This window comes from Shinella sp. NM-101 (genome assembly GCF_021401195.1).
Lineage (GTDB): Bacteria > Pseudomonadota > Alphaproteobacteria > Rhizobiales > Rhizobiaceae > Shinella.
On sequence record NZ_JACBFT010000005.1, the window covers coordinates 1 to 18,101 of the forward strand.

General features: G+C 66.6%; 18 protein-coding genes. 2 read left to right on the forward strand and 16 right to left on the reverse strand.

Annotation, left to right across the window (positions count from 1 at the left end):
- The 9 genes from L0976_RS11415 to L0976_RS11455 form a co-directional block, all read right to left on the reverse strand.
- On the reverse strand, window positions 1-580 hold a 580-nt coding region (locus L0976_RS11415), incomplete at its 3' end, for a sugar phosphate nucleotidyltransferase (protein ID WP_234187395.1).
- A 220-nt stretch (window positions 581-800) separates the two neighbouring features.
- Window positions 801-1,208, reverse strand: a complete 408-nt coding sequence (locus L0976_RS11420) for a F0F1 ATP synthase subunit epsilon (RefSeq protein ID WP_234187396.1) — start codon at window positions 1,206-1,208, stop codon at window positions 801-803.
- A gap of 70 nt (window positions 1,209-1,278) precedes the next feature.
- Entirely contained in the window at window positions 1,279-2,871 is a 1,593-nt protein-coding gene (gene atpD / locus L0976_RS11425) for a F0F1 ATP synthase subunit beta (RefSeq protein WP_234187397.1), read from the reverse strand.
- Between the two features lie 26 nt (window positions 2,872-2,897).
- Window positions 2,898-3,779: a F0F1 ATP synthase subunit gamma gene (locus L0976_RS11430; RefSeq protein ID WP_234187398.1), complete on the reverse strand. Its 882-nt coding sequence runs from the start codon at window positions 3,777-3,779 to the stop codon at window positions 2,898-2,900.
- A 115-nt stretch (window positions 3,780-3,894) separates the two neighbouring features.
- Window positions 3,895-5,424 carry a F0F1 ATP synthase subunit alpha gene (gene atpA, locus L0976_RS11435; protein WP_203316701.1) on the reverse strand — a complete coding sequence of 510 codons (1,530 nt, stop codon included), beginning with the start codon at window positions 5,422-5,424 and terminating at the stop codon, window positions 3,895-3,897.
- The gene (locus L0976_RS11440; RefSeq protein WP_203316702.1) at window positions 5,424-5,990 is read right to left on the reverse strand and encodes a F0F1 ATP synthase subunit delta; all 567 of its coding nucleotides are present in this window, start codon (window positions 5,988-5,990) and stop codon (window positions 5,424-5,426) included. The genes atpA and L0976_RS11440 overlap by 1 nt, the downstream gene beginning before the upstream one ends.
- Before the next feature lie 261 nt (window positions 5,991-6,251).
- Entirely contained in the window at window positions 6,252-6,635 is a 384-nt protein-coding gene (locus L0976_RS11445; RefSeq protein WP_234187399.1) for a DUF4345 domain-containing protein, read from the reverse strand.
- A 104-nt stretch (window positions 6,636-6,739) separates the two neighbouring features.
- Window positions 6,740-8,944 carry a primosomal protein N' gene (locus L0976_RS11450; protein WP_234187400.1) on the reverse strand — a complete coding sequence of 735 codons (2,205 nt, stop codon included), beginning with the start codon at window positions 8,942-8,944 and terminating at the stop codon, window positions 6,740-6,742.
- Between the two features lie 58 nt (window positions 8,945-9,002).
- Window positions 9,003-10,139, reverse strand: a complete 1,137-nt coding sequence (locus tag L0976_RS11455; protein ID WP_234187401.1) for an AAA family ATPase — start codon at window positions 10,137-10,139, stop codon at window positions 9,003-9,005.
- A gap of 149 nt (window positions 10,140-10,288) precedes the next feature.
- Here L0976_RS11455 and L0976_RS11460 point away from each other — a divergent pair, with 149 nt between their 5' ends.
- Window positions 10,289-11,224 (forward strand): tyrosine recombinase XerC, encoded by a 936-nt coding sequence (locus L0976_RS11460; protein ID WP_203316706.1) that lies wholly within the window; start codon window positions 10,289-10,291, stop codon window positions 11,222-11,224.
- A 63-nt stretch (window positions 11,225-11,287) separates the two neighbouring features.
- Window positions 11,288-12,370, forward strand: coding sequence for a TraB/GumN family protein (locus L0976_RS11465; RefSeq protein ID WP_234187402.1), 1,083 nt, complete (start codon window positions 11,288-11,290; stop codon window positions 12,368-12,370).
- 3 nt (window positions 12,371-12,373) lie between these two features.
- On the opposite strand, the gene L0976_RS11470 is transcribed toward L0976_RS11465, so the two are convergent.
- From L0976_RS11470 to odhB, 7 genes are all read right to left on the reverse strand, one after another.
- Window positions 12,374-12,862 (reverse strand): DUF2867 domain-containing protein, encoded by a 489-nt coding sequence (locus L0976_RS11470; RefSeq protein WP_234187403.1) that lies wholly within the window; start codon window positions 12,860-12,862, stop codon window positions 12,374-12,376.
- An 81-nt stretch (window positions 12,863-12,943) separates the two neighbouring features.
- Window positions 12,944-14,350, reverse strand: a complete 1,407-nt coding sequence (gene lpdA / locus L0976_RS11475; RefSeq protein WP_234187404.1) for a dihydrolipoyl dehydrogenase — start codon at window positions 14,348-14,350, stop codon at window positions 12,944-12,946.
- A 23-nt stretch (window positions 14,351-14,373) separates the two neighbouring features.
- The gene (locus L0976_RS11480; protein ID WP_234187405.1) at window positions 14,374-15,126 is read right to left on the reverse strand and encodes an SDR family oxidoreductase; all 753 of its coding nucleotides are present in this window, start codon (window positions 15,124-15,126) and stop codon (window positions 14,374-14,376) included.
- Entirely contained in the window at window positions 15,123-15,608 is a 486-nt protein-coding gene (locus tag L0976_RS11485) for a hypothetical protein (RefSeq protein WP_234187406.1), read from the reverse strand. Before L0976_RS11485 ends, L0976_RS11480 begins: the two co-directional genes overlap by 4 nt.
- 3 nt (window positions 15,609-15,611) lie before the next feature.
- A complete protein-coding gene (locus tag L0976_RS11490; protein WP_234187407.1) occupies window positions 15,612-16,253 on the reverse strand; it encodes a LysE family translocator in 642 nt (213 codons plus the stop codon).
- A gap of 32 nt (window positions 16,254-16,285) precedes the next feature.
- Window positions 16,286-16,711 (reverse strand): MAPEG family protein, encoded by a 426-nt coding sequence (locus L0976_RS11495; RefSeq protein WP_234187408.1) that lies wholly within the window; start codon window positions 16,709-16,711, stop codon window positions 16,286-16,288.
- 75 nt (window positions 16,712-16,786) lie between these two features.
- Entirely contained in the window at window positions 16,787-18,013 is a 1,227-nt protein-coding gene (odhB, locus tag L0976_RS11500) for a 2-oxoglutarate dehydrogenase complex dihydrolipoyllysine-residue succinyltransferase (RefSeq protein ID WP_234187409.1), read from the reverse strand.
- Window positions 18,014-18,101 lie beyond the last annotated feature (88 nt).

Genomic DNA, 18,101 nt, shown 5'->3' on the forward strand with positions numbered 1-18,101 from the left:
AGCCGCCGGTCTCCAGCATGGCGGCGGCGGTCTCGCGGTCGGGCTTCTCGACGAAGCGGCGCACCGCATGGGCGCCGTTGCCGAGGTCCTCGCCGGTCTCGATATAGCCGTAGCCGGTGGCCGGCTCGGTCGGGGTGATGCCGAAGGTGACGAGGCGGCCGGCGCGGGCGGCGCTCGCGGCCTTGGCGATGCAGTCGAGATAGGTGTCGTCGGCGTCGATCTCGTGGTCGGAGGCAAGCACCTGCATGATCGCCTCGTTGCCGTGGAGGCGGGCGACGAGGGTCGCGGCGGCGGCAAGGGCCGGGGCGGTGTTGCGCGCGACGGGCTCGAGCAGGATGGCGGTGAGATCGACGCCGGCGGCGCGGGCCTGCTCGGCGACGAGGAAGCGGAAGTCGTTGTTGGTGACGACGACGGGCGGGGCGTAGAGCGCCTTGTCGGCAACGCGCGCCAGCGACTTCTGGAAGAGCGTCGTCTCGCCGAGGAACTCCAGGAACTGCTTGGGCGCCGAGGCGCGCGACAGCGGCCAAAGTCGCGTGCCTTTGCCGCCGGCCATGATCACGGGTACGATCTTCATGCTCATCCATTCCATCCTGTATCAAGCCCGCCCTCATGGCGTCCGGCACATATCGGCACAATCTCGATCCGTCCCGTAAAGAAACAGGAAATCGCCGCGCGGTTGCCGCGAGAACCGGGCTTATTCTCGCCGGTAAGGTAAAGAGGATGTTGTCGGCCGGGCGCGGGGGCGGGCAACAAAAAACCCGCCGGAGGCGGGTTCGTTGTCGCGGTCGGCGTGCCCGGTATCAGGCCGGCATGACGATGCCCTGCAGCGTCGTCAGTTCCGCCAGATAGGTCTCGATGCCGTATTTCTGGTCGTCCGACTTCGCATGGTCGAGTTCCTTGCGGGCAGTCTCGATGCGGCGCGTGATGTCCTCGCTGTTGAAGTCGTCGACATGGACGGCCGATTCGGCGAGCAGCGTGCAGCCGGTCGGGACGATGTCGGCGAAACCGCCGAAGACCACGTAGCGGTCCTTCTTGCCGTCCGCCGTCTTCACGGTGACGATGCCCGGCTTGATCGTCGTCATGGTCGGCGCATGGTTGGCCATGACGGTCATCTCGCCCTCGGTCGCCGGGATGACGACTTCGCTGACGTTGCCGGAAACCAGCAGGCGCTCGGGGGAAACGAGTTCAAAGTTGAAACTGTCAGCCATGACCATTCACTTCTTCTGATTTCATACGGCCGGGAAGAGAAGGGCGCCCGCTGCGGGCGCCCGACAATCGTCAAGCGGCTTCGGCAGCCAGCTTCTTGGCCTTCTCGACGGCTTCTTCCATGGAGCCGACCATGTAGAAGGCGGCTTCCGGAAGGTGGTCGTACTCGCCGTTGACGAGGCCCTTGAAGCCCTTGATCGTGTCTTCGAGGGCGACGAGCTTGCCCGGCGAACCGGTGAAGACTTCGGCCACGAAGAACGGCTGGGACAGGAAGCGCTCGATCTTGCGGGCGCGGGCAACGGCCAGCTTGTCGTCTTCCGACAGTTCGTCCATGCCGAGGATGGCGATGATGTCCTGCAGGGCCTTGTAGCGCTGCAGGGTCGTCTGGACCTTGCGGGCGACTTCGTAGTGCTCTTCGCCGACAACCATCGGGTCAAGCATGCGCGAGGTCGAGTCGAGCGGGTCGACGGCCGGGTAGATGCCCTTTTCGGCGATCGAGCGCGACAGAACGGTCGTGGCGTCGAGGTGGGCGAACGAGGTTGCCGGCGCGGGGTCGGTCAAGTCGTCGGCGGGAACGTAGATGGCCTGGACCGAGGTGATCGAGCCCTTGGTCGTGGTGGTGATGCGTTCCTGCATCTGGCCCATGTCGGTGGCGAGCGTCGGCTGGTAGCCCACGGCCGACGGGATACGGCCGAGCAGGGCCGACACTTCCGAGCCTGCCTGCGTGAAGCGGAAGATGTTGTCGACGAAGAACAGAACGTCCTGGCCCTTGTCGCGGAAGTCTTCTGCGATGGTCAGGCCCGTCAGGGCGACGCGGGCGCGGGCGCCTGGCGGTTCGTTCATCTGGCCATAGACGAGGGCGGCCTTGGAGCCTTCGCCGCCGCCGAGCTTGTTCACGCCCGATTCGATCATTTCGTGGTAAAGGTCGTTGCCTTCGCGGGTACGCTCACCCACGCCTGCGAACACCGAGTAACCACCGTGCGCCTTGGCGACGTTGTTGATCAGTTCCATGATGAGAACGGTCTTGCCGACGCCTGCGCCGCCGAAGAGGCCGATCTTGCCGCCCTTCGCATAGGGCGCGAGAAGGTCGACGACCTTGATGCCGGTGACGAGGATCTGCGCTTCGGTGGACTGCTCGACATAGGCCGGAGCGTCCTGGTGGATGGCGCGCTTAGCCTTGGTGACGAGCGGGCCGGCTTCGTCGACCGGCTCGCCGATGACGTTCATGATGCGGCCGAGGGTCTCGTCGCCGACCGGAACGGAGATCGGGGCGCCCGTGTCGGCGACCGGCTGGCCGCGGACGAGACCTTCGGTCGAGTCCATGGCGATCGTGCGGACGGTGTTCTCGCCGAGGTGCTGGGCGACTTCGAGAACGAGGCGGTTGCCGTTGTTGTCGGTTTCCAGCGCGTTCAGGATAAGCGGCAGGTCGCCGTCGAAGGCGACGTCGACGACGGCGCCGATAACCTGGGTAACGCGACCGGTCGCGACGGCTGCGACCGGAGCCGCCGCCTTGGTCGCAGCGGTCTTCGCGGCCGGTGCCTTTGCCTTGGCGGCAGCGGCCGGAGCCTTGGTTACCGCTGCGGCCGGAGCCGTCGCCGTTACCGTCTTGCTCGCAGCCGGCTTCTTCGCCGCTGCGGTGTCCTTCGGGGTAGCTGCCTTAGCCATATCTCTTACCCTCTTTGTCCTGGTCCTTAGAGCGCTTCGGCGCCCGAGATGATTTCGATGAGTTCCTTGGTGATCTGAGCCTGGCGCTGACGGTTGTAGTTGAGCGTCAGCTTGTTGATCATCTCACCGGCATTGCGGGTCGCGTTGTCCATGGCGCTCATCTTGGCGCCCATTTCGCCGGCGACGTTCTCGAGCAGCGCCCGGAAGATCTGAACCGAAATGTTGCGCGGGATGAGGTCGCCGAGGATCGCGCTGGCGTCCGGCTCGTAGTCGTAGATCGCCGTTGCGCCGGTCGTCTCGGCAGCGACCGCGGGAGCGGAGGCCGGGATGAGCTGGAGCGCGGTCGGGATCTGCGCGATGACCGACTTGAACTCGGAATAGAACAGCGTGCAGACGTCGAATTCGCCCTGCTCGAAGAGACCGATGACCTTGCGGCCGATCTCGTCGGCATTGGAGAAGCCGATGCGCTTGACTTCGCGCAGGTCGACGCGGTCGATGATCAGCGAAGCGAATTCGCGGCGCAGGATATCGAAGCCCTTCTTGCCCACGCAGATGATCTTGACCGTCTTGCCGCTCGCCAGAAGCTTGCGGACATGGTCACGCGCCAGACGCGCGATCTGCGAGTTGAAGCCGCCGCACAGGCCGCGTTCGGCCGTGCAGACGACGAGCAGGTGAACCTGGTCCTTGCCCGTGCCGGTCATCAGGCGCGGCGCCGAATCGTCCTGGCCGACAGCCTGGGCAATGTTGGCGAGAACGGCGCTCATGCGCTGCGAATAGGGCCGGGCGGCCTCGGCCGCTTCCTGGGCACGCCGAAGCTTCGCCGCGGCGACCATCTTCATCGCCTTGGTGATCTTCTGCGTCGCCTTGACGGAGGCGATCCGGTTTTTCAGATCCTTAAGTGAAGGCATCCGTTTTCCGTCCTGTAACACGATCCCCCGAGATGCTCCCGGGTCGGATCATGCGTCAAATCCAAAGTTCGGGGCGCCTGCGCGCCTGTCAGCGCGCAGGGCTTGAACCGTCGGCTCAGCCGAAGGTCTTGGCGAAGGCGTCGAGAGCAGCCTTGAGCTTGCCCTTCGTGTCGTCGCTGATGGCCTTGTCGGTGCGGATCGTATCGAGGATAGCCTTGCCCTCGGAACGCATGTAGCCGAGCAGGCCCTGCTCGAACTTGCCGACCTGGGCAACGGCGATCTTGTCGAGGTAGCCGTTGACGCCGGCGAAGATCACCACGACCTGCTCTTCCGTCTTCAGCGGCGAGAACTGCGGCTGCTTCAGGAGTTCGGTCAGGCGTGCACCGCGGTTGAGCAGGCGCTGCGTCGCGGCGTCGAGGTCCGAGCCGAACTGGGCGAAGGCTGCCATTTCGCGATACTGGGCAAGCTCGCCCTTGATCGAGCCGGCGACCTGCTTCATCGCCTTGATCTGTGCGGACGAACCCACGCGGGAAACCGACAGGCCGACGTTAACGGCCGGGCGGATACCCTGGTAGAACAGGTCCGTTTCAAGGAAGATCTGGCCGTCGGTGATCGAGATCACGTTGGTCGGGATGAAGGCCGAAACGTCGTTGCCCTGGGTTTCGATGACCGGCAGGGCCGTCAGCGAACCGGCGCCCATCTCGTCGTTGAGCTTTGCAGCGCGCTCGAGAAGGCGGGAGTGCAGGTAGAAGACGTCGCCCGGATAGGCTTCGCGGCCCGGCGGGCGGCGCAGCAGCAGCGACATCTGGCGGTAGGAGACGGCCTGCTTGGAAAGGTCGTCGTAGCCGATGAGGGCGTGCTGGCCGTTGTCACGGAAATATTCGCCCATCGCGCAGCCGGCGAACGGTGCGAGATACTGCATCGGCGCCGGGTCGGAAGCCGTTGCGGCAACGATGATCGAGTACGGGAGAGCGCCGCGCTCTTCGAGGACCTTCACGAACTGAGCGACGGTCGAACGCTTCTGGCCGATGGCGACGTAGACGCAGTACAGCTTGTCGCCGTCAGGGCCGTTGTCGTGGATCGCCTTCTGGTTCAGGATCGTGTCCAGGATGATGGCGGTCTTGCCGGTCTGGCGGTCGCCGATGACGAGCTCGCGCTGGCCGCGGCCGACCGGGATGAGGGCGTCGATGGCCTTGAGGCCGGTCGACATCGGCTCATGAACCGACTTGCGCGGGATGATGCCGGGGGCCTTGACGTCGACGCGGGCGCGCCTGGTGGCGTTGATCGGGCCCTTGCCGTCGATCGGGTTGCCGAGCGCGTCGACGACGCGGCCGAGCAGTTCCGGACCGACCGGAACGTCAACGATGGCGCCGGTCCGCTTGACGGTGTCGCCTTCCTTGATGTCACGGTCCGAACCGAAGATAACGACGCCGACATTGTCGCTTTCCAGGTTCAGCGCCATGCCGCGGATGCCGCCGGGGAACTCCACCATTTCACCGGCCTGGACATTGTCGAGGCCGTAGACGCGGGCGATGCCGTCACCGACGGAGAGCACCTGGCCGACTTCCGAGACTTCCGCCTCTTTGCCGAAGTTTTTGATCTGATCTTTGAGAATTGCGGAAATTTCCGCGGCGCGGATATCCATCAGCCGACCTCTTTCAGTGCAAGCTTAAGAGTAGAGAGTTTGGTGCGAAGGGACGTGTCGATCTGGCGCGATCCCACCTTGACGATCAGACCACCGAGAATGGACGGGTCCACGGTGACGGCAACCGCCACGTCTTTGCCGGTGACGCCTTTCAGCGCCGCCTTCAATTCGTTTTCCTGCGCTGCGGTCAGCGCATGGGCCGAGGTGACGTCGGCCGTGATTTCGCCGCGGGCGCGGGCCGCGATGACGCGGTATGCCTTGATCATGCCGGGAACGGCGAAGAGGCGGCGATTTGACGCAACCACCTTGAGGAAGTTCGCCACGAGGCCCGTGATGCCGGCCTTTGCGGCAATGGCGGAAATGGCCTTGGTCTGATCTTCGGCGGAGAAGACGGGGCTGACGATCAGCCGCTTGAGGTCGTTGCTTTCGTCGATCAGGGCCTGGAAACGGTCGAGATCGGCACCGACGCCGGCGACGGAGCCAGCTTCCAGCGCGAGTTCGAAAAGCGAGGACGCGTATCTTTCTGCAACACCGGAAACAAGCTGGGATGTGTCTGCCACGGGCACAAGCTTCTCTTCTTTTCATTCAAGAAGCAGGGCAGTAGCGAAGCCACGGTCCTAACCACCTGAAATCGTTGCGGTAATCTTCAGTTCCCGCAGGCTTTTGCGCCCGCTTTTTCTGAATTTCGCGGTTCGTCTAGCATACGAAACCCGGACTCGCAACACGCCGGACGCAGGAATGCGCCATAAGTCGGCCACAGTCGGGGCAAAAGTTGACTGCGCGCACTATGTTCTCGCGCTTATGAACGTTCGCCGCCGATTTTCCGCTCAGATGAAGCCGAAGGCATAGCCGAGCGGCAGGGCGGCGAGCACCGCCTGCACGAGAAGCGCGAGGAGGTTCTTCAGCGAGAAGGACCGGTCCGACATCAGGGAGAGGATGCGGCCGAAGGCGGCCAGCGCAAAGCCCCCGCCAATGGCCATGTAGATCCAGCTCTGCGCCATCATTAGCGCCACGATCGCAAGCCCCGCATGAAAGCCGCCCGCCGACCGGGCGAAGGCATAGGCCTCGCGGCTGCCCTCCTTCGGCTGGAGCCCGGCGAATTTCAATGCCGTGCCGGGGGCGAAGAGCGCGAAGAGGCCGAAAAGCCCGGTGACGATGGCCGCCAGGAACGCCAGGAGTTCACCCGTCTCGGTGGGGATGTAGAATTCCATCTGGCGCCTCTCCCGTCGATTGCCGCAGCTTTTCTATCGCACAGGTGTCCGGCACGCAGAAGCGCGCGGGGCCAGTTCGCACAACTCTTTGTTAACCTTGCGCCTCACAGGAAGCTCTGCGGGTCGATATCGAGCTGGACCTGGAGCGAGGCCCGCTCCCTGGGCCCGTTCGCCAGCATGGTGCGCAGGAAGGTCTGCATGTCGCTGCCCCGCCGGCCATGGACGAGAAGGCGGAAGCGATGGCGGCCCCGCACCAGCGCCAGCGGCGCCTCCGCCGGGCCGAGGATCGAGATGCCGTCGACATGGGGCGCGGCCTGCCGCAGCCCCCGCGCATGCGCTTCCGCCTCGCCGCGGCTGTCGGCCGAGACGATGACCGAGGCGAGCCGCCCGAACGGCGGCAGCAGCGCCTTTTCCCGCTCGCCGATCTCCCGGTCGTAGAAGGCCTCGGCATCGCCCGAGACGATGGCCTGCATGACGGGATGGGCCGGCTGGTAGGTCTGGATGAGGCCGTGGCTCTTGAGGCCCGAGCGCCCGGCGCGGCCCGTCACCTGCGAGAGAAGCTGGAACGTCCGCTCCGCCGCGCGCGGATCGCCATTGGAAAGGCCGAGATCGGCGTCCACCACCCCGACCAGCGACATCAGCGGGAAATTGTGCCCCTTGGCGACGAGCTGCGTGCCGATGACGATATCCGCCTCGCCTCGCGCGATCGCCTCCAGCTCCAGCCTCAGGCGCTTGACGCCCATGAGGTCGGAGGAGAGCACGATGGTCCGCGCTTCGGGAAAATGCCGCTCCACTTCCTCCGCGATGCGCTCGACGCCCGGACCGCAGGCCGCGAGATGATCGAAGGTGCCGCATTCCGGGCAGGCCTCGGGCGTGCGCTCGGCATAGCCGCAGTGATGGCACTGGATCTGCCCGCGGAACCGGTGCTCCACCAGCCAGCTCGAGCATTGCGGGCATTGGAAGCGATGGCCGCAGACCCGGCAGAGCGTCAACGGCGCATAGCCGCGCCGGTTGAGGAAGAGCAGCGCCTGCTCCTCCTTCTCGATGGTGCGGGCAATGCCGCGCAGGAGGATCGGCGAAAGAAAGCCGCCGCGCGCCGGCGGATGGCGCCGCATGTCGATGAGATGCAGGTCCGGCAGCGCCGCATCGCCGTAGCGCGTCGGCAGGTGCAGCTTGCGGTAGCGCCCGACCTCGCTGTTGACCCGGCTTTCGACCGAGGGCGTCGCGGAGACGAGCACGGCCGGGAAATCGCCGATGCGCGCCCGCACCACCGCCATGTCGCGGGCATTGTAGAAGACGCGGTCTTCCTGCTTGTAGGCCGGGTCGTGCTCCTCGTCGACGATGACGAGGCCGAGATTTTCGAAGGGCAGGAACAGCGCCGAGCGCGCGCCGGCCACCACCCGCACGTCCCCCGTCGTCACCTGCCGCCAGACCTTTTCGCGGATGCGCGGGGCGAGATCGGAATGCCACTCGGCGGGCTTCGCGCCGAAACGATCCTGGAAGCGCTCCAGGAAACTCGCCGTCAGCGCGATCTCCGGCAGCAGGATCAGCACCTGTCGGCCGCGCCGCAGCGTCTCGGCGATGGCCTCGAAATACACTTCCGTCTTGCCCGAACCGGTAATGCCGTCGATAAGCGAAACCGAGAAGACGCCCTTGCGGACGCTCTCGACCAGATCGGCCGCGCTCTCCGTCTGCGGCCCTTCGAGCCGCGGGGCGACATAATCGGGATCGGGCGCGGCCACCACCGGCGGGGGCGGCAGGAAGACGGTCTCGAAACTGCCCTGCTTCACCAGCCCGTCGACGACGCTCGTCGAGGTGCCGGAGGCATGGGCAAGGCCCGACCGGGTCCAGGGTATGCCGTCCTCGACCATTTCCAATACGCGCTCGCGCGCGCTCGTCAGCCGCTCCGGCCGGTGGCCGGTGAAGCGCAGGCCCTCGATCATCGGTTCGGGATCGAAGGCGGCCGGCGCGCGCAGCGCCATGCGGGCGACGAGGCCCGGCGGCGTGACGGTATAGGCGGAGACCCAGTCGAGGAAATCGCGCATCTCCTTCGAAAGCGGCGGGCAGTCGAAGACCTTCTCGATGGGGCGCAGCTTCTTCGGATCGACCCTGCCCTCGTCGCCGCCGTCCCAGACGACACCCGGCACCAGCCGCGGGCCGAGCGGCACCTGCACGATCGAGCCCGGCTCGACCGCCATGCCTTCGGGCACCGTGTAGGAATAGGGCGCAGGCGTCGGCACCGGCACCATCACGGGCACGGTACGCGGAAAGAGTTTCTCCCCGAAAAGGTTGGTCGAATCGCTGCTCATCGCCCGCGAAGATGCCCCCGCCGCCCTGCGAAGAAAACCGCAAAGATCGCCGACCGGCTCATTCGTCGTCCTCGGCCATTTCGCCGGTGAGCCGCATGCCGTCGATCCAGGTCGCCCCGTCATGGCGCACGACGCGCTTCGCCCTGACGCCGCAGCGTGCCTCCACCTCCTGTGCCAACCGCTCGGAATGGGTGACGATCCAGAGCTGGCTATCCCCGGCGGCACGCGCGATCATTTCAGCGAGCGGCGGCAGCATGTCCGGGTGGAGGCTCGCCTCCGGCTCGTTGAGCGCGATCAGCGGTGGCGTGCGGTAGGAAAGCAGCGCGGCGGCAAGCGCGAGGAAGCGGATCTGCCCGTCGGAAAGCTCGCGCGGCTGGAAAACACGCTGCGGAAACTGCGGAAAGGTGAGGCCGTAGGAGGCGAACGCCTCCGGTTCCGGCACGGAAAGCTTCGCCCCGCCGAAGGCATCCCCGACGGCCCGGTCGAGATCGATGGTATCCTGCCGTGTCCAGGCGAGCGTCGCGAAGACCGCCGCCATGTTGGCGCCGTCCTCGTCGAGCAGCGGTGCGGTGACGGCGAGGCAGGGCTGGCGCAAGGCCGAATCGCGATCCGAGCGGAAACCATGGAAGAAACGCCATTGCGAGACGGCCCGGCGGAATGTGCCGATCTCGGGATAGTGCCCGGCATCGCCGAGCAGCGCGACGGCCGTTTCCGACGTCAAGGCCTGCTCGGGATGCTCGACCATGCGCCCGGTCTCGTCCCGGACCATGATCCCCGGCCCGGCGCGCTTCATCACCGTCACCGGCCGGCGTCCGGTCTCGATGGAAAGCTCCTCGGCCTTGACCTGCGGCTCGAAGGCGAAGCCGGCCGCCGCCTTCGGCGGGCGCAACCCCGCCTCGACCCGGTAGCGGAAGGTGATCGCCCGGTCCTCGTCGAGCAGTTCCGTCTCCAGGCGGATGCGCACCGGCTCGTTCGCCCGCCGCCTGCCCGTCCACAGCGCCGAGGCCATGCCGCCCTCCGCCGCGATCTCGTGCGCGAAGGTGCCGCGCACCGCCGCCTGCACCAGTTGCAGGGAACGGTAGAGGTTGGACTTGCCGGCCCCGTTCTCGCCGACGAACAGGTTCACCCGCCCGAGATCCATGCGGATCGAGCGGAGCGACCGGTAGTTTTCGGCGGACATGGAACGAAGCAGCATGCGCTTACCCGGATTCGAAACGGAAACTCTCTCTATACAAGCCACCGTGTCTAGAGGAAGGCGGCACCTCTTGCCCAGCCCCGGCGCCAAACGTTAGCAATTCCTTAGCCATGGATCGCCCATCCTGTCCCGAACGCCGGAGGCAGGACATGACAGAACTTCTCATCATCGCCGATCCGGCGCTCATGGCCGAGCGGCAGGGCTGGCTTGCCGCGCTTGCCGAGGAGCGCCGGCTTTCCGGTAACACGCTGGAAGCCTACGAGCGCGACACGCGCCAGTTCCTCGCCTTCCTCACCGGCCATCTCGCCGCTCCTGCCCGCCTCAAGGACATCGGGGCCCTGCGCCCGGCGGACCTGCGCGGCTTCCTCGCCGCCCGCCGCCGCGACGGCGCGGGTGCCCGCACCCTCGGCCGCGGCCTTGCGGGCCTGCGCTCCTTCCTGCGCCACCTCGAACGCAAGGGGCTTGCCAATGCGGCCGGCGCTGCCGCCGTGCGCTCGCCGAAGCAGCCCAAGTCCCTGCCCAAGCCGCTTTCGGACCGGCAGGCCATCGCCGTCGTCGATGCCCGTGAGCAACTGGCCGAGGAACCCTGGATCCGCGTGCGCAACGCCGCGGTCCTTGCCCTCCTCTATGGCTGCGGCCTGCGCATCTCCGAGGCCCTGTCGCTGACCCCGGCCGATTTCTCGGGCAGCCCCACGTCGCTCCGCATCGCCGGCAAGGGCGGCAAGATGCGCATCGTGCCGCTCATCGCGCCGGCCCGCACGGGCGTCGAGGACTATATCAAGCTCTGCCCCTTCCCCCTCCCGGACGACGGGCCGCTCTTCCGCGGCGCGCGCGGCGGACCGCTGCAGCCCGCCATCATCCAGCGCGAGATGCAGAAGCTGCGCGGTGCGCTCGGCCTGCCGGACAGCGCGACGCCCCATGCGCTGCGCCACTCCTTCGCCACGCATCTGCTGGCCGGCGGCGGGGATCTGCGCACCATCCAGGAACTGCTCGGCCACGCCAGCCTTTCCACCACGCAGGTCTATACCGGCGTCGATTCGGCGCGCCTTCTCGAAATCTACGACCGCGCCCATCCCCGCGCCTGATCCGTTAAGAGATTATGAGGAGGACGAAGGCTAGGGTCTGCCCGACATGCAGGGAGTTCGGCCATGACAGTCCTTCTTCACAAGAGCCGCCTGGCGCTCGCCGATCGGCTCGCCGATGCCGGCCTCCGGTTTCTGGCCGCGATCAACGTCCTCTTCGCCCTCTCCTTCCTCCTGGTCCTGGCCGCGCTTTCCCCCGCGCATGCGCAGGAGCCCCCGGCCTGCGGCGGCGAAAATCTGCTCGTGCAGTACGAGAAGGACGACCCCGCCGGCTATGCGAAGCTGCGCGCCGAGGCCGATGCCCTGCCGAACGGCAAGGGCATCTTCTGGAAGATCGAGAAGGACGGCAAGCCACCCTCCTGGCTGCTCGGCACCATGCATGTGACGGATCCGCGCGTGCTCGCCATGCCGGAAGCCGCCCGTGCCGCCTATGCCGCGGCCGCGACCGTCGTTGTCGAATCCGACGAGATCGCCGACGAGAAGAAGGCCGGCGCGACGATCATGGCCCGCCCCGACCTCACCATGTTCACCGACGGCAGATCCATCACCGACTTCCTCGACAAGGAGGATACGGCAAAGCTGACCGAGGGCCTGAAGAGCCGTGGCCTGTCGCTCGCCGCCGTCAGCCGCATGAAGCCTTGGATGATCGCCAGCTTCGTCGCGCTGCCGGCCTGCGAGATCGCCCGCAAGACGGCGGGCGCCGCCTTCCTCGACCAGCACCTCGCCAAGGACGCCATTGCCGAGGGCAAGACCCTGAAGGGCCTCGAGACGCTCATAGAACAGATTTCCGCCCTCGATTCCCTGCCGGTCGAGCCGCAGGTCCAGGGCCTTGTCCAGACGGTCGCCCTCGGCGACAGGCTGGAGGACGTCATCGAGACGATGAGCCAGCTCTATCTTGCCGGCGACACCGGCATGATCATGCCGATGATGCGCGCCGCCGCGCCCGAGACGACCGAGGATGCGAAGGCCAATGCCGATTTCGAGCAGCGCATCATCATCGACCGCAACCACGTCATGGCGACGCGCGCCGCGCCGATCCTGGCGCAAGGCAATGTCTTCATGGCCGTCGGCGCGCTGCATCTCGCAGGCCCGGAAGGCGTGATCGAGCTTTTGCGCAAGCAGGGCTTCACCGTGACGGCCGCGAACTGACCCTCAGCGCCGGCAGACCCGCTCGCCGATGCTCGACAGCATCCGGCGCACGATGAGCTTGTGGAACGGCATGACAACCGCGAGGTAAAGCCGCCCGAGCAGGTTGTTGCGGTGGACGAGCGTCATCACGCTCAGGGTCTGGCCGCTCGGCCGGTCCTGCCGCACGTCGATGACGATGCGGAAATCGAGATGCCGGTCGTCGAAGCCGAGCACGACCCGGTCGTCGCTGGCGCTCACCACCGGAAAGCCGCCGATCTCCGTCCTGGAGGTCGTCACCCTTTCCGCCGCCCCCTTGAGCCCGAAGGGCGCCACCAGCGCATTGCGCAGCGTCATCAGCCCTCGCACCCAGCCCGGCGGATGTTCCAGCGCCAGCCGCGCAGCCTCCCGCGCCGTCAGGCCCTCGACGGGAAGGCCCAGCGTGAAACGATCCGCCCAGTCGGCGGCGGGAAGAAGCGGATGGGGAAGCGAGACGGGTCTCGACACGGGCGACATGAGGCCTCCTTTCGGCCCTCCATGCTGCGCCGGTTCGCGCGGGGAAGACAGGCGGCCGGTTGTCGCAGCCGCCTGATGCGATCACATATGGATCGGCTTGGCGAAGGTCGCGAGCGCGGCTTCCTTGACGGCTTCCGACATGGTCGGGTGCGCGTGGCAGGTGCGGCCGAGGTCTTCGGAGGAGCCGCCGAATTCCATGAGGACGGCCGCCTCGTGGATCATCTCGCCGGCGCCGAAGCCGACGATGTGGACGCCGAGAACGCGGTCCGTCTCCTTGTCGGCCAGCACCTTCACGAAGCCGTCCGTCGCCAGCATGGCGCGGGCGCGGCCGTTGGCGGTGAAGGGGAACTTGCCGACCTTGTAGGCGATGCCGGCGGCCTTCAGCTCCTCTTCCGTCTTGCCGACGGAGGCGACTTCCGGCTGGGTGTAGACGACGCCCGGAATGACGTCGTAGTTCACATGGCCGGCCTGGCCGGCAAGGATCTCGGCGACGGCGACGCCCTCGTCCTCCGCCTTGTGGGCGAGCATCGGGCCGCGCACGACATCGCCGATGGCGTAGATGCCGGGGACGTTCGTCTGGAAGTGCTTGTCGATCTCGACGCGGCCGCGGCTATCGAGCGCGACGCCGGCTTCCTTGAGGCCGAGGCCTTCCGTGTAGGGCTTGCGGCCGGTGGCGATGAGCACGACGTCGGCGTCGATGGTGGTGGCATCGCCCCCCTTGACCGGCTCGAAGGTCACCTTGGCGCCCGAACCGGACTTCGTAACGCCCGTCACCTTGGCGCCGAGCTTGAAGTCCATGCCCTGCTTGGCGAGCATGCGCTGGAACTGCTTGGAGACCTCGCCGTCCATGCCGCCGAGGATGGCGTCGAGATATTCGACGACCGTGACCTTGGCGCCGAGACGGGCCCAGACCGAGCCGAGCTCCAGGCCGATGACGCCGCCGCCGACGACCACCAGATGGCCCGGCACCTTGTCGAGCGCGATGCCACCCGTCGAGGAGACGATGACCTTCTCGTCGATCTCGACCGGAACGCCCGGAATGCCCGCGACGTCCGACCCCGTGGCGATCACGATGTTCTTCGTCTCCAGGACCTGCTCCTCGCCCTTGTCGCTGGTGACGGAGACCTTGCCGGCGCCGAGCACCTTGCCGGTGCCCTGGATGCCGTCGATCTTGTTCTTCTTGAAGAGGAAGGCGACGCCGTCGACATTCGACTTCACGGTCGCATCCTTGTGCGCCATCATCTTCGACAGGTTCAGCGTGGGCTTCACGCCCTCGATGCCGAGCGCCTCCATGCCGTGTGCGGCGTGGCTGTAGGTCTCGGAGGCGTGCAGCAGCGCCTTGGAGGGGATGCAGCCGATATTGAGACACGTGCCGCCATAGGTCGCGCGCTTCTCGACGACCGCGACCTTCAGGCCGAGCTGGGCCGCCTTGATGGCGCAGACATAGCCGCCGGGGCCGGAACCAATAACGATGAGATCATATGCCATGGCAAGTCCTTCCTGCGCGGGGCCTAGCGGCCGCCGCTGACGTTGAGGGCGGCACCCGTCACATAGGATGCCGCGTCGGAGAGAAGATAGAGAATGGAATGGGCGACCTCGTCGGCCGTGCCCGGCCGCTGCATCGGGATGAGCGAGGCCATGTCGCGCGCCCGGTCCGGCAGGCCGCCGGAAGCATGGATATCGGTGTCGATGATGCCGGGGCGCACGAGATTGACCCGGACGCCCTCCGCCGCGACTTCGCGGGCAAGGCCGATGGTGAAGCTCTCGATGGCGCCCTTGCTGGCGGCGTAGTCGACATATTGCCCCGCCCCGCCGAGCTGCGCGGCGACGGACGAGACATTGACGATGGAACCGCCCTCTCCGCCATGGCGCGTCGACATGCGGCGCACGGCTTCCTGCGCGCAGCGGATCGAACCCATGACGTTGACGGCGAACATGCGCTCCAGCCGCTCGGCGGACATCTCGTCGACGCGCTGCGGCGTGGCGACGATGCCCGCATTGTTCACAAGGCCGTCCAGCCGGCCGAAAGTGCCGTCGATGGTCGAGAAGATATTGGCAAGGCCAAGCTCGCTGCCGACATCGCCCTGAACGGGGATTGCCGAGCCGCCGGCATCGCGGATCTCCGCCACCACCGCCTCGGCCGCCGCGACATTGGAAACGTAGTTCACCGCGACCTGCCAGCCGGCCGCGCCCGCCATGCGGCAGACGCTGGCACCGATACCGCGGCTGCCGCCGGTGACGAGAAGAACGGGCGCCTCGCTCATGCCTTGCATCCCTTCCGCTTGAAGACGTCCCACGGCACGGCGCTCGCCTTGCCCTCGTCCCAGAGTTTCGAATAGCGCAGCGACGATCCGAAGCCGGAAAGAAGCAGGGTTTCGGCCGCCGGCTTGCCCTCTTCCGGCAGGAGCGCGGCATCGCCGCCGTCGAGGGCATAGATCACGCCTTCCCAGACGGTGCAGGCGGCGATCTCCTCGCCCGTGGAATCGCCCTCGGGGCAATCGTGCATGACCATGCCGTTCGAGCGCGCCGGATCGCCCGGCATGACGATGCCGTCGAGCACCGTATCACTGGCCAGTATCTTCAGCTTGAAATGATGCGTGGTCACCGCGGCGTCGGAACCGACGGGTTCGAAGGCCAGCTCATAGCCCCCGTCGCGATCCGCATAGACCGCATGCTCCTGCCGGCATTCCGCCGCAGAGGCGGCGGTCGCGGCGAGCAATCCGGCAAGGACGAGGGCGGCGCGCATTCCTCAGTGGGCCTTTTCCGTGGCGAGCTTGATGCCGAGCGCGATGAAGACGAGGCCGCTCGTGCGGTCGATCCACTGGCTCATGCGCGAGAAGGCGGCCCGCATCCTCGGCGTCGTCATGAACAGCGAGACGCCGACGAACCAGACGATGAGGCAGGTCGCCATGACGAGGCCGTAGCCGAACTTGACGGCGATCGGCGTATGGGCGCCGACGACCGTCGAGAAGATCGACAGGAAGAAGAAGACGGCCTTGGGATTGAGCGCATTGGCAAGGAAGCCGAGGCCGAAGGCGCGCAGCGCCGTCTGACGGCCCCTGTCCTCCTCGCCGCCCATCGCCTCGACGGAAAGATCGGCCTTGCCGGCGCGCAGCGCCTTGATGCCGATATAGACGAGATAGGCGACGCCGCACCACTTCACGATGTTGAAGAGGTAGATCGACTGCGAGATGATGAGGCCGAGCCCGAGGATCGTATAGGTGACATGCAGCATCAGCGCCGCGCCGATGCCGAAGGACGTGACGATCGCCGCCCGCCTTCCCTGCACGATGGACTGCCGCATGACCATGGCGAGATCCGCGCCGGGCGAGACGATGGCGAAGGCGAAGATCGCCATCAGGGAAGCGAGTTCGAAGAGATAGGGATGCATCGCATCTGCTCCGTTTCAGGCGCAAGCCGCCGTCAAGAGACCAGCGCCACGAACATCGCGGCAAGGCCCAGCATCGAGCCGACCCATGCCAGCGAGCGGACATAGGGAACGCCAGCCAGATAGAGCGGAATGTAGACGATACGGCAGGCAAACCACAACCAGGCGCCGCCGATGCCCCAGCCGGAGGCATCGCCCTTCAGCGCGAGCGCCAGCGCCAGCGCGACGAAGGCCGGATAGGTCTCGCGGAAATTGCCGGATGCCCGCGCGGCGCGGCCGGCGATCTTGCCCGAAGGCGTAAAGTCCACGTCGCGCGGCCCGGGGTTCCAAGAGGCGCCCAGCGTCCTTGCGGCCTCCGCGCTCGTCGTGAAGGCCTGCAGCATGACATGGACGGCGAGGAGGACGGCGCTCCAGCCGACCATCGGCAGGAAAGGCGATGCGGAAAGGGAGGACAGGTCCATGGCGATTGCGCTTCCTGGCTTCTGGCTCGGTCGAAGGCCGCCCCGGTTGCGGGGCGGCCTCTGTCTCGCGAACGATCAGAGATCGAGAACGAGGCGTTCCGGGTCTTCCAGGCTTTCCTTGACGCGCACCAGGAAGGTCACGGCTTCCTTGCCGTCGACCATGCGGTGGTCGTAGGACAGCGCCAGATACATCATCGGACGGATGACGATCTGGCCGCCGCCGACGACCGGGCGCTCCTGGATCTTGTGCATGCCGAGGATGCCCGACTGCGGGGCGTTGAGGATCGGCGAGGACATCAGCGAGCCGTAGACGCCGCCGTTGGAGATGGTGAAGGTGCCGCCCTGCATGTCGGCCATCGACAGCGCGCCGTCACGGGCGAGCTTGCCGAGGCGGCCGATTTCCTTCTCGATCTCGGCGATCGACATCTGGTCGGCATCGCGCACGACCGGGACCACGAGGCCCTTGTCCGTGCCGACGGCGACGCCGACATGGCAATAGTTCTTGTAGATGATGTCGTTGCCGTCGATCTCGGCGTTGACGGCCGGCAGTTCCTTCAGCGCGTGCGTGACGGCCTTGGTGAAGAAGCCCATGAAGCCGAGCTTCACGCCGTGCTTCTTCTCGAAGATGTCCTTGTAGCGGCTGCGCAGGTCCATCACGGCCTTCATGTCCACCTCGTTGTAGGTGGTCAGCATGGCGGCGGTGTTCTGCGCATCCTTGAGGCGCCTTGCGATGGTCTGGCGCAGGCGCGTCATCTTCACGCGTTCCTCGCGCGGCGCGTCTGCTTCCGAAGAGGCCGGGCGGGCGGCAGCCTTGACCGGCTCGGCGGCAGCGGCGGAGGCCGTGATGCCCTTGGCGACGGCGGCGATGACATCGCCCTTCAGCACCTGGCCGCGCTTGCCGGAACCGTCGACCTGATCGGCCGCGATGTTGTTTTCGGCGAGCAGCTTGGCGGCGGCCGGAGCCGGCGGCATGGAGGACGCGCCGGCAGCGGGCTTGGCCTCGGCAGCGGGAGCGGCCGCAGCGGCCTTCTCGGCGGCAGCGGGAGCCGCCGCACCCGCGGAAGCACCCTCGGCGATCTGGCCGAGCAGGCCGCCCGGCTCGACGGTATCGCCGGCATTGGCGGTGATTTCCGACAGGACGCCCGAGGCCGGGGCCGGCACTTCGATCGTCACCTTGTCGGTTTCCAGTTCACAGAGCGGCTCGTCGGCCTTGATGGCGTCGCCGACCTTCTTGAACCAGGTGCCGACGGTCGCTTCGCTGACGGATTCGCCCAAAGTCGGGACGCGGATTTCGGTAGCCATGAGTTGAGTTCCGTTCGTTCGTGTCTTTGTCGTGGTTAGCAATTCCAGGAAAAGTGTGAAGCGGTTTTCCGTTCGGAATTGCGATAAA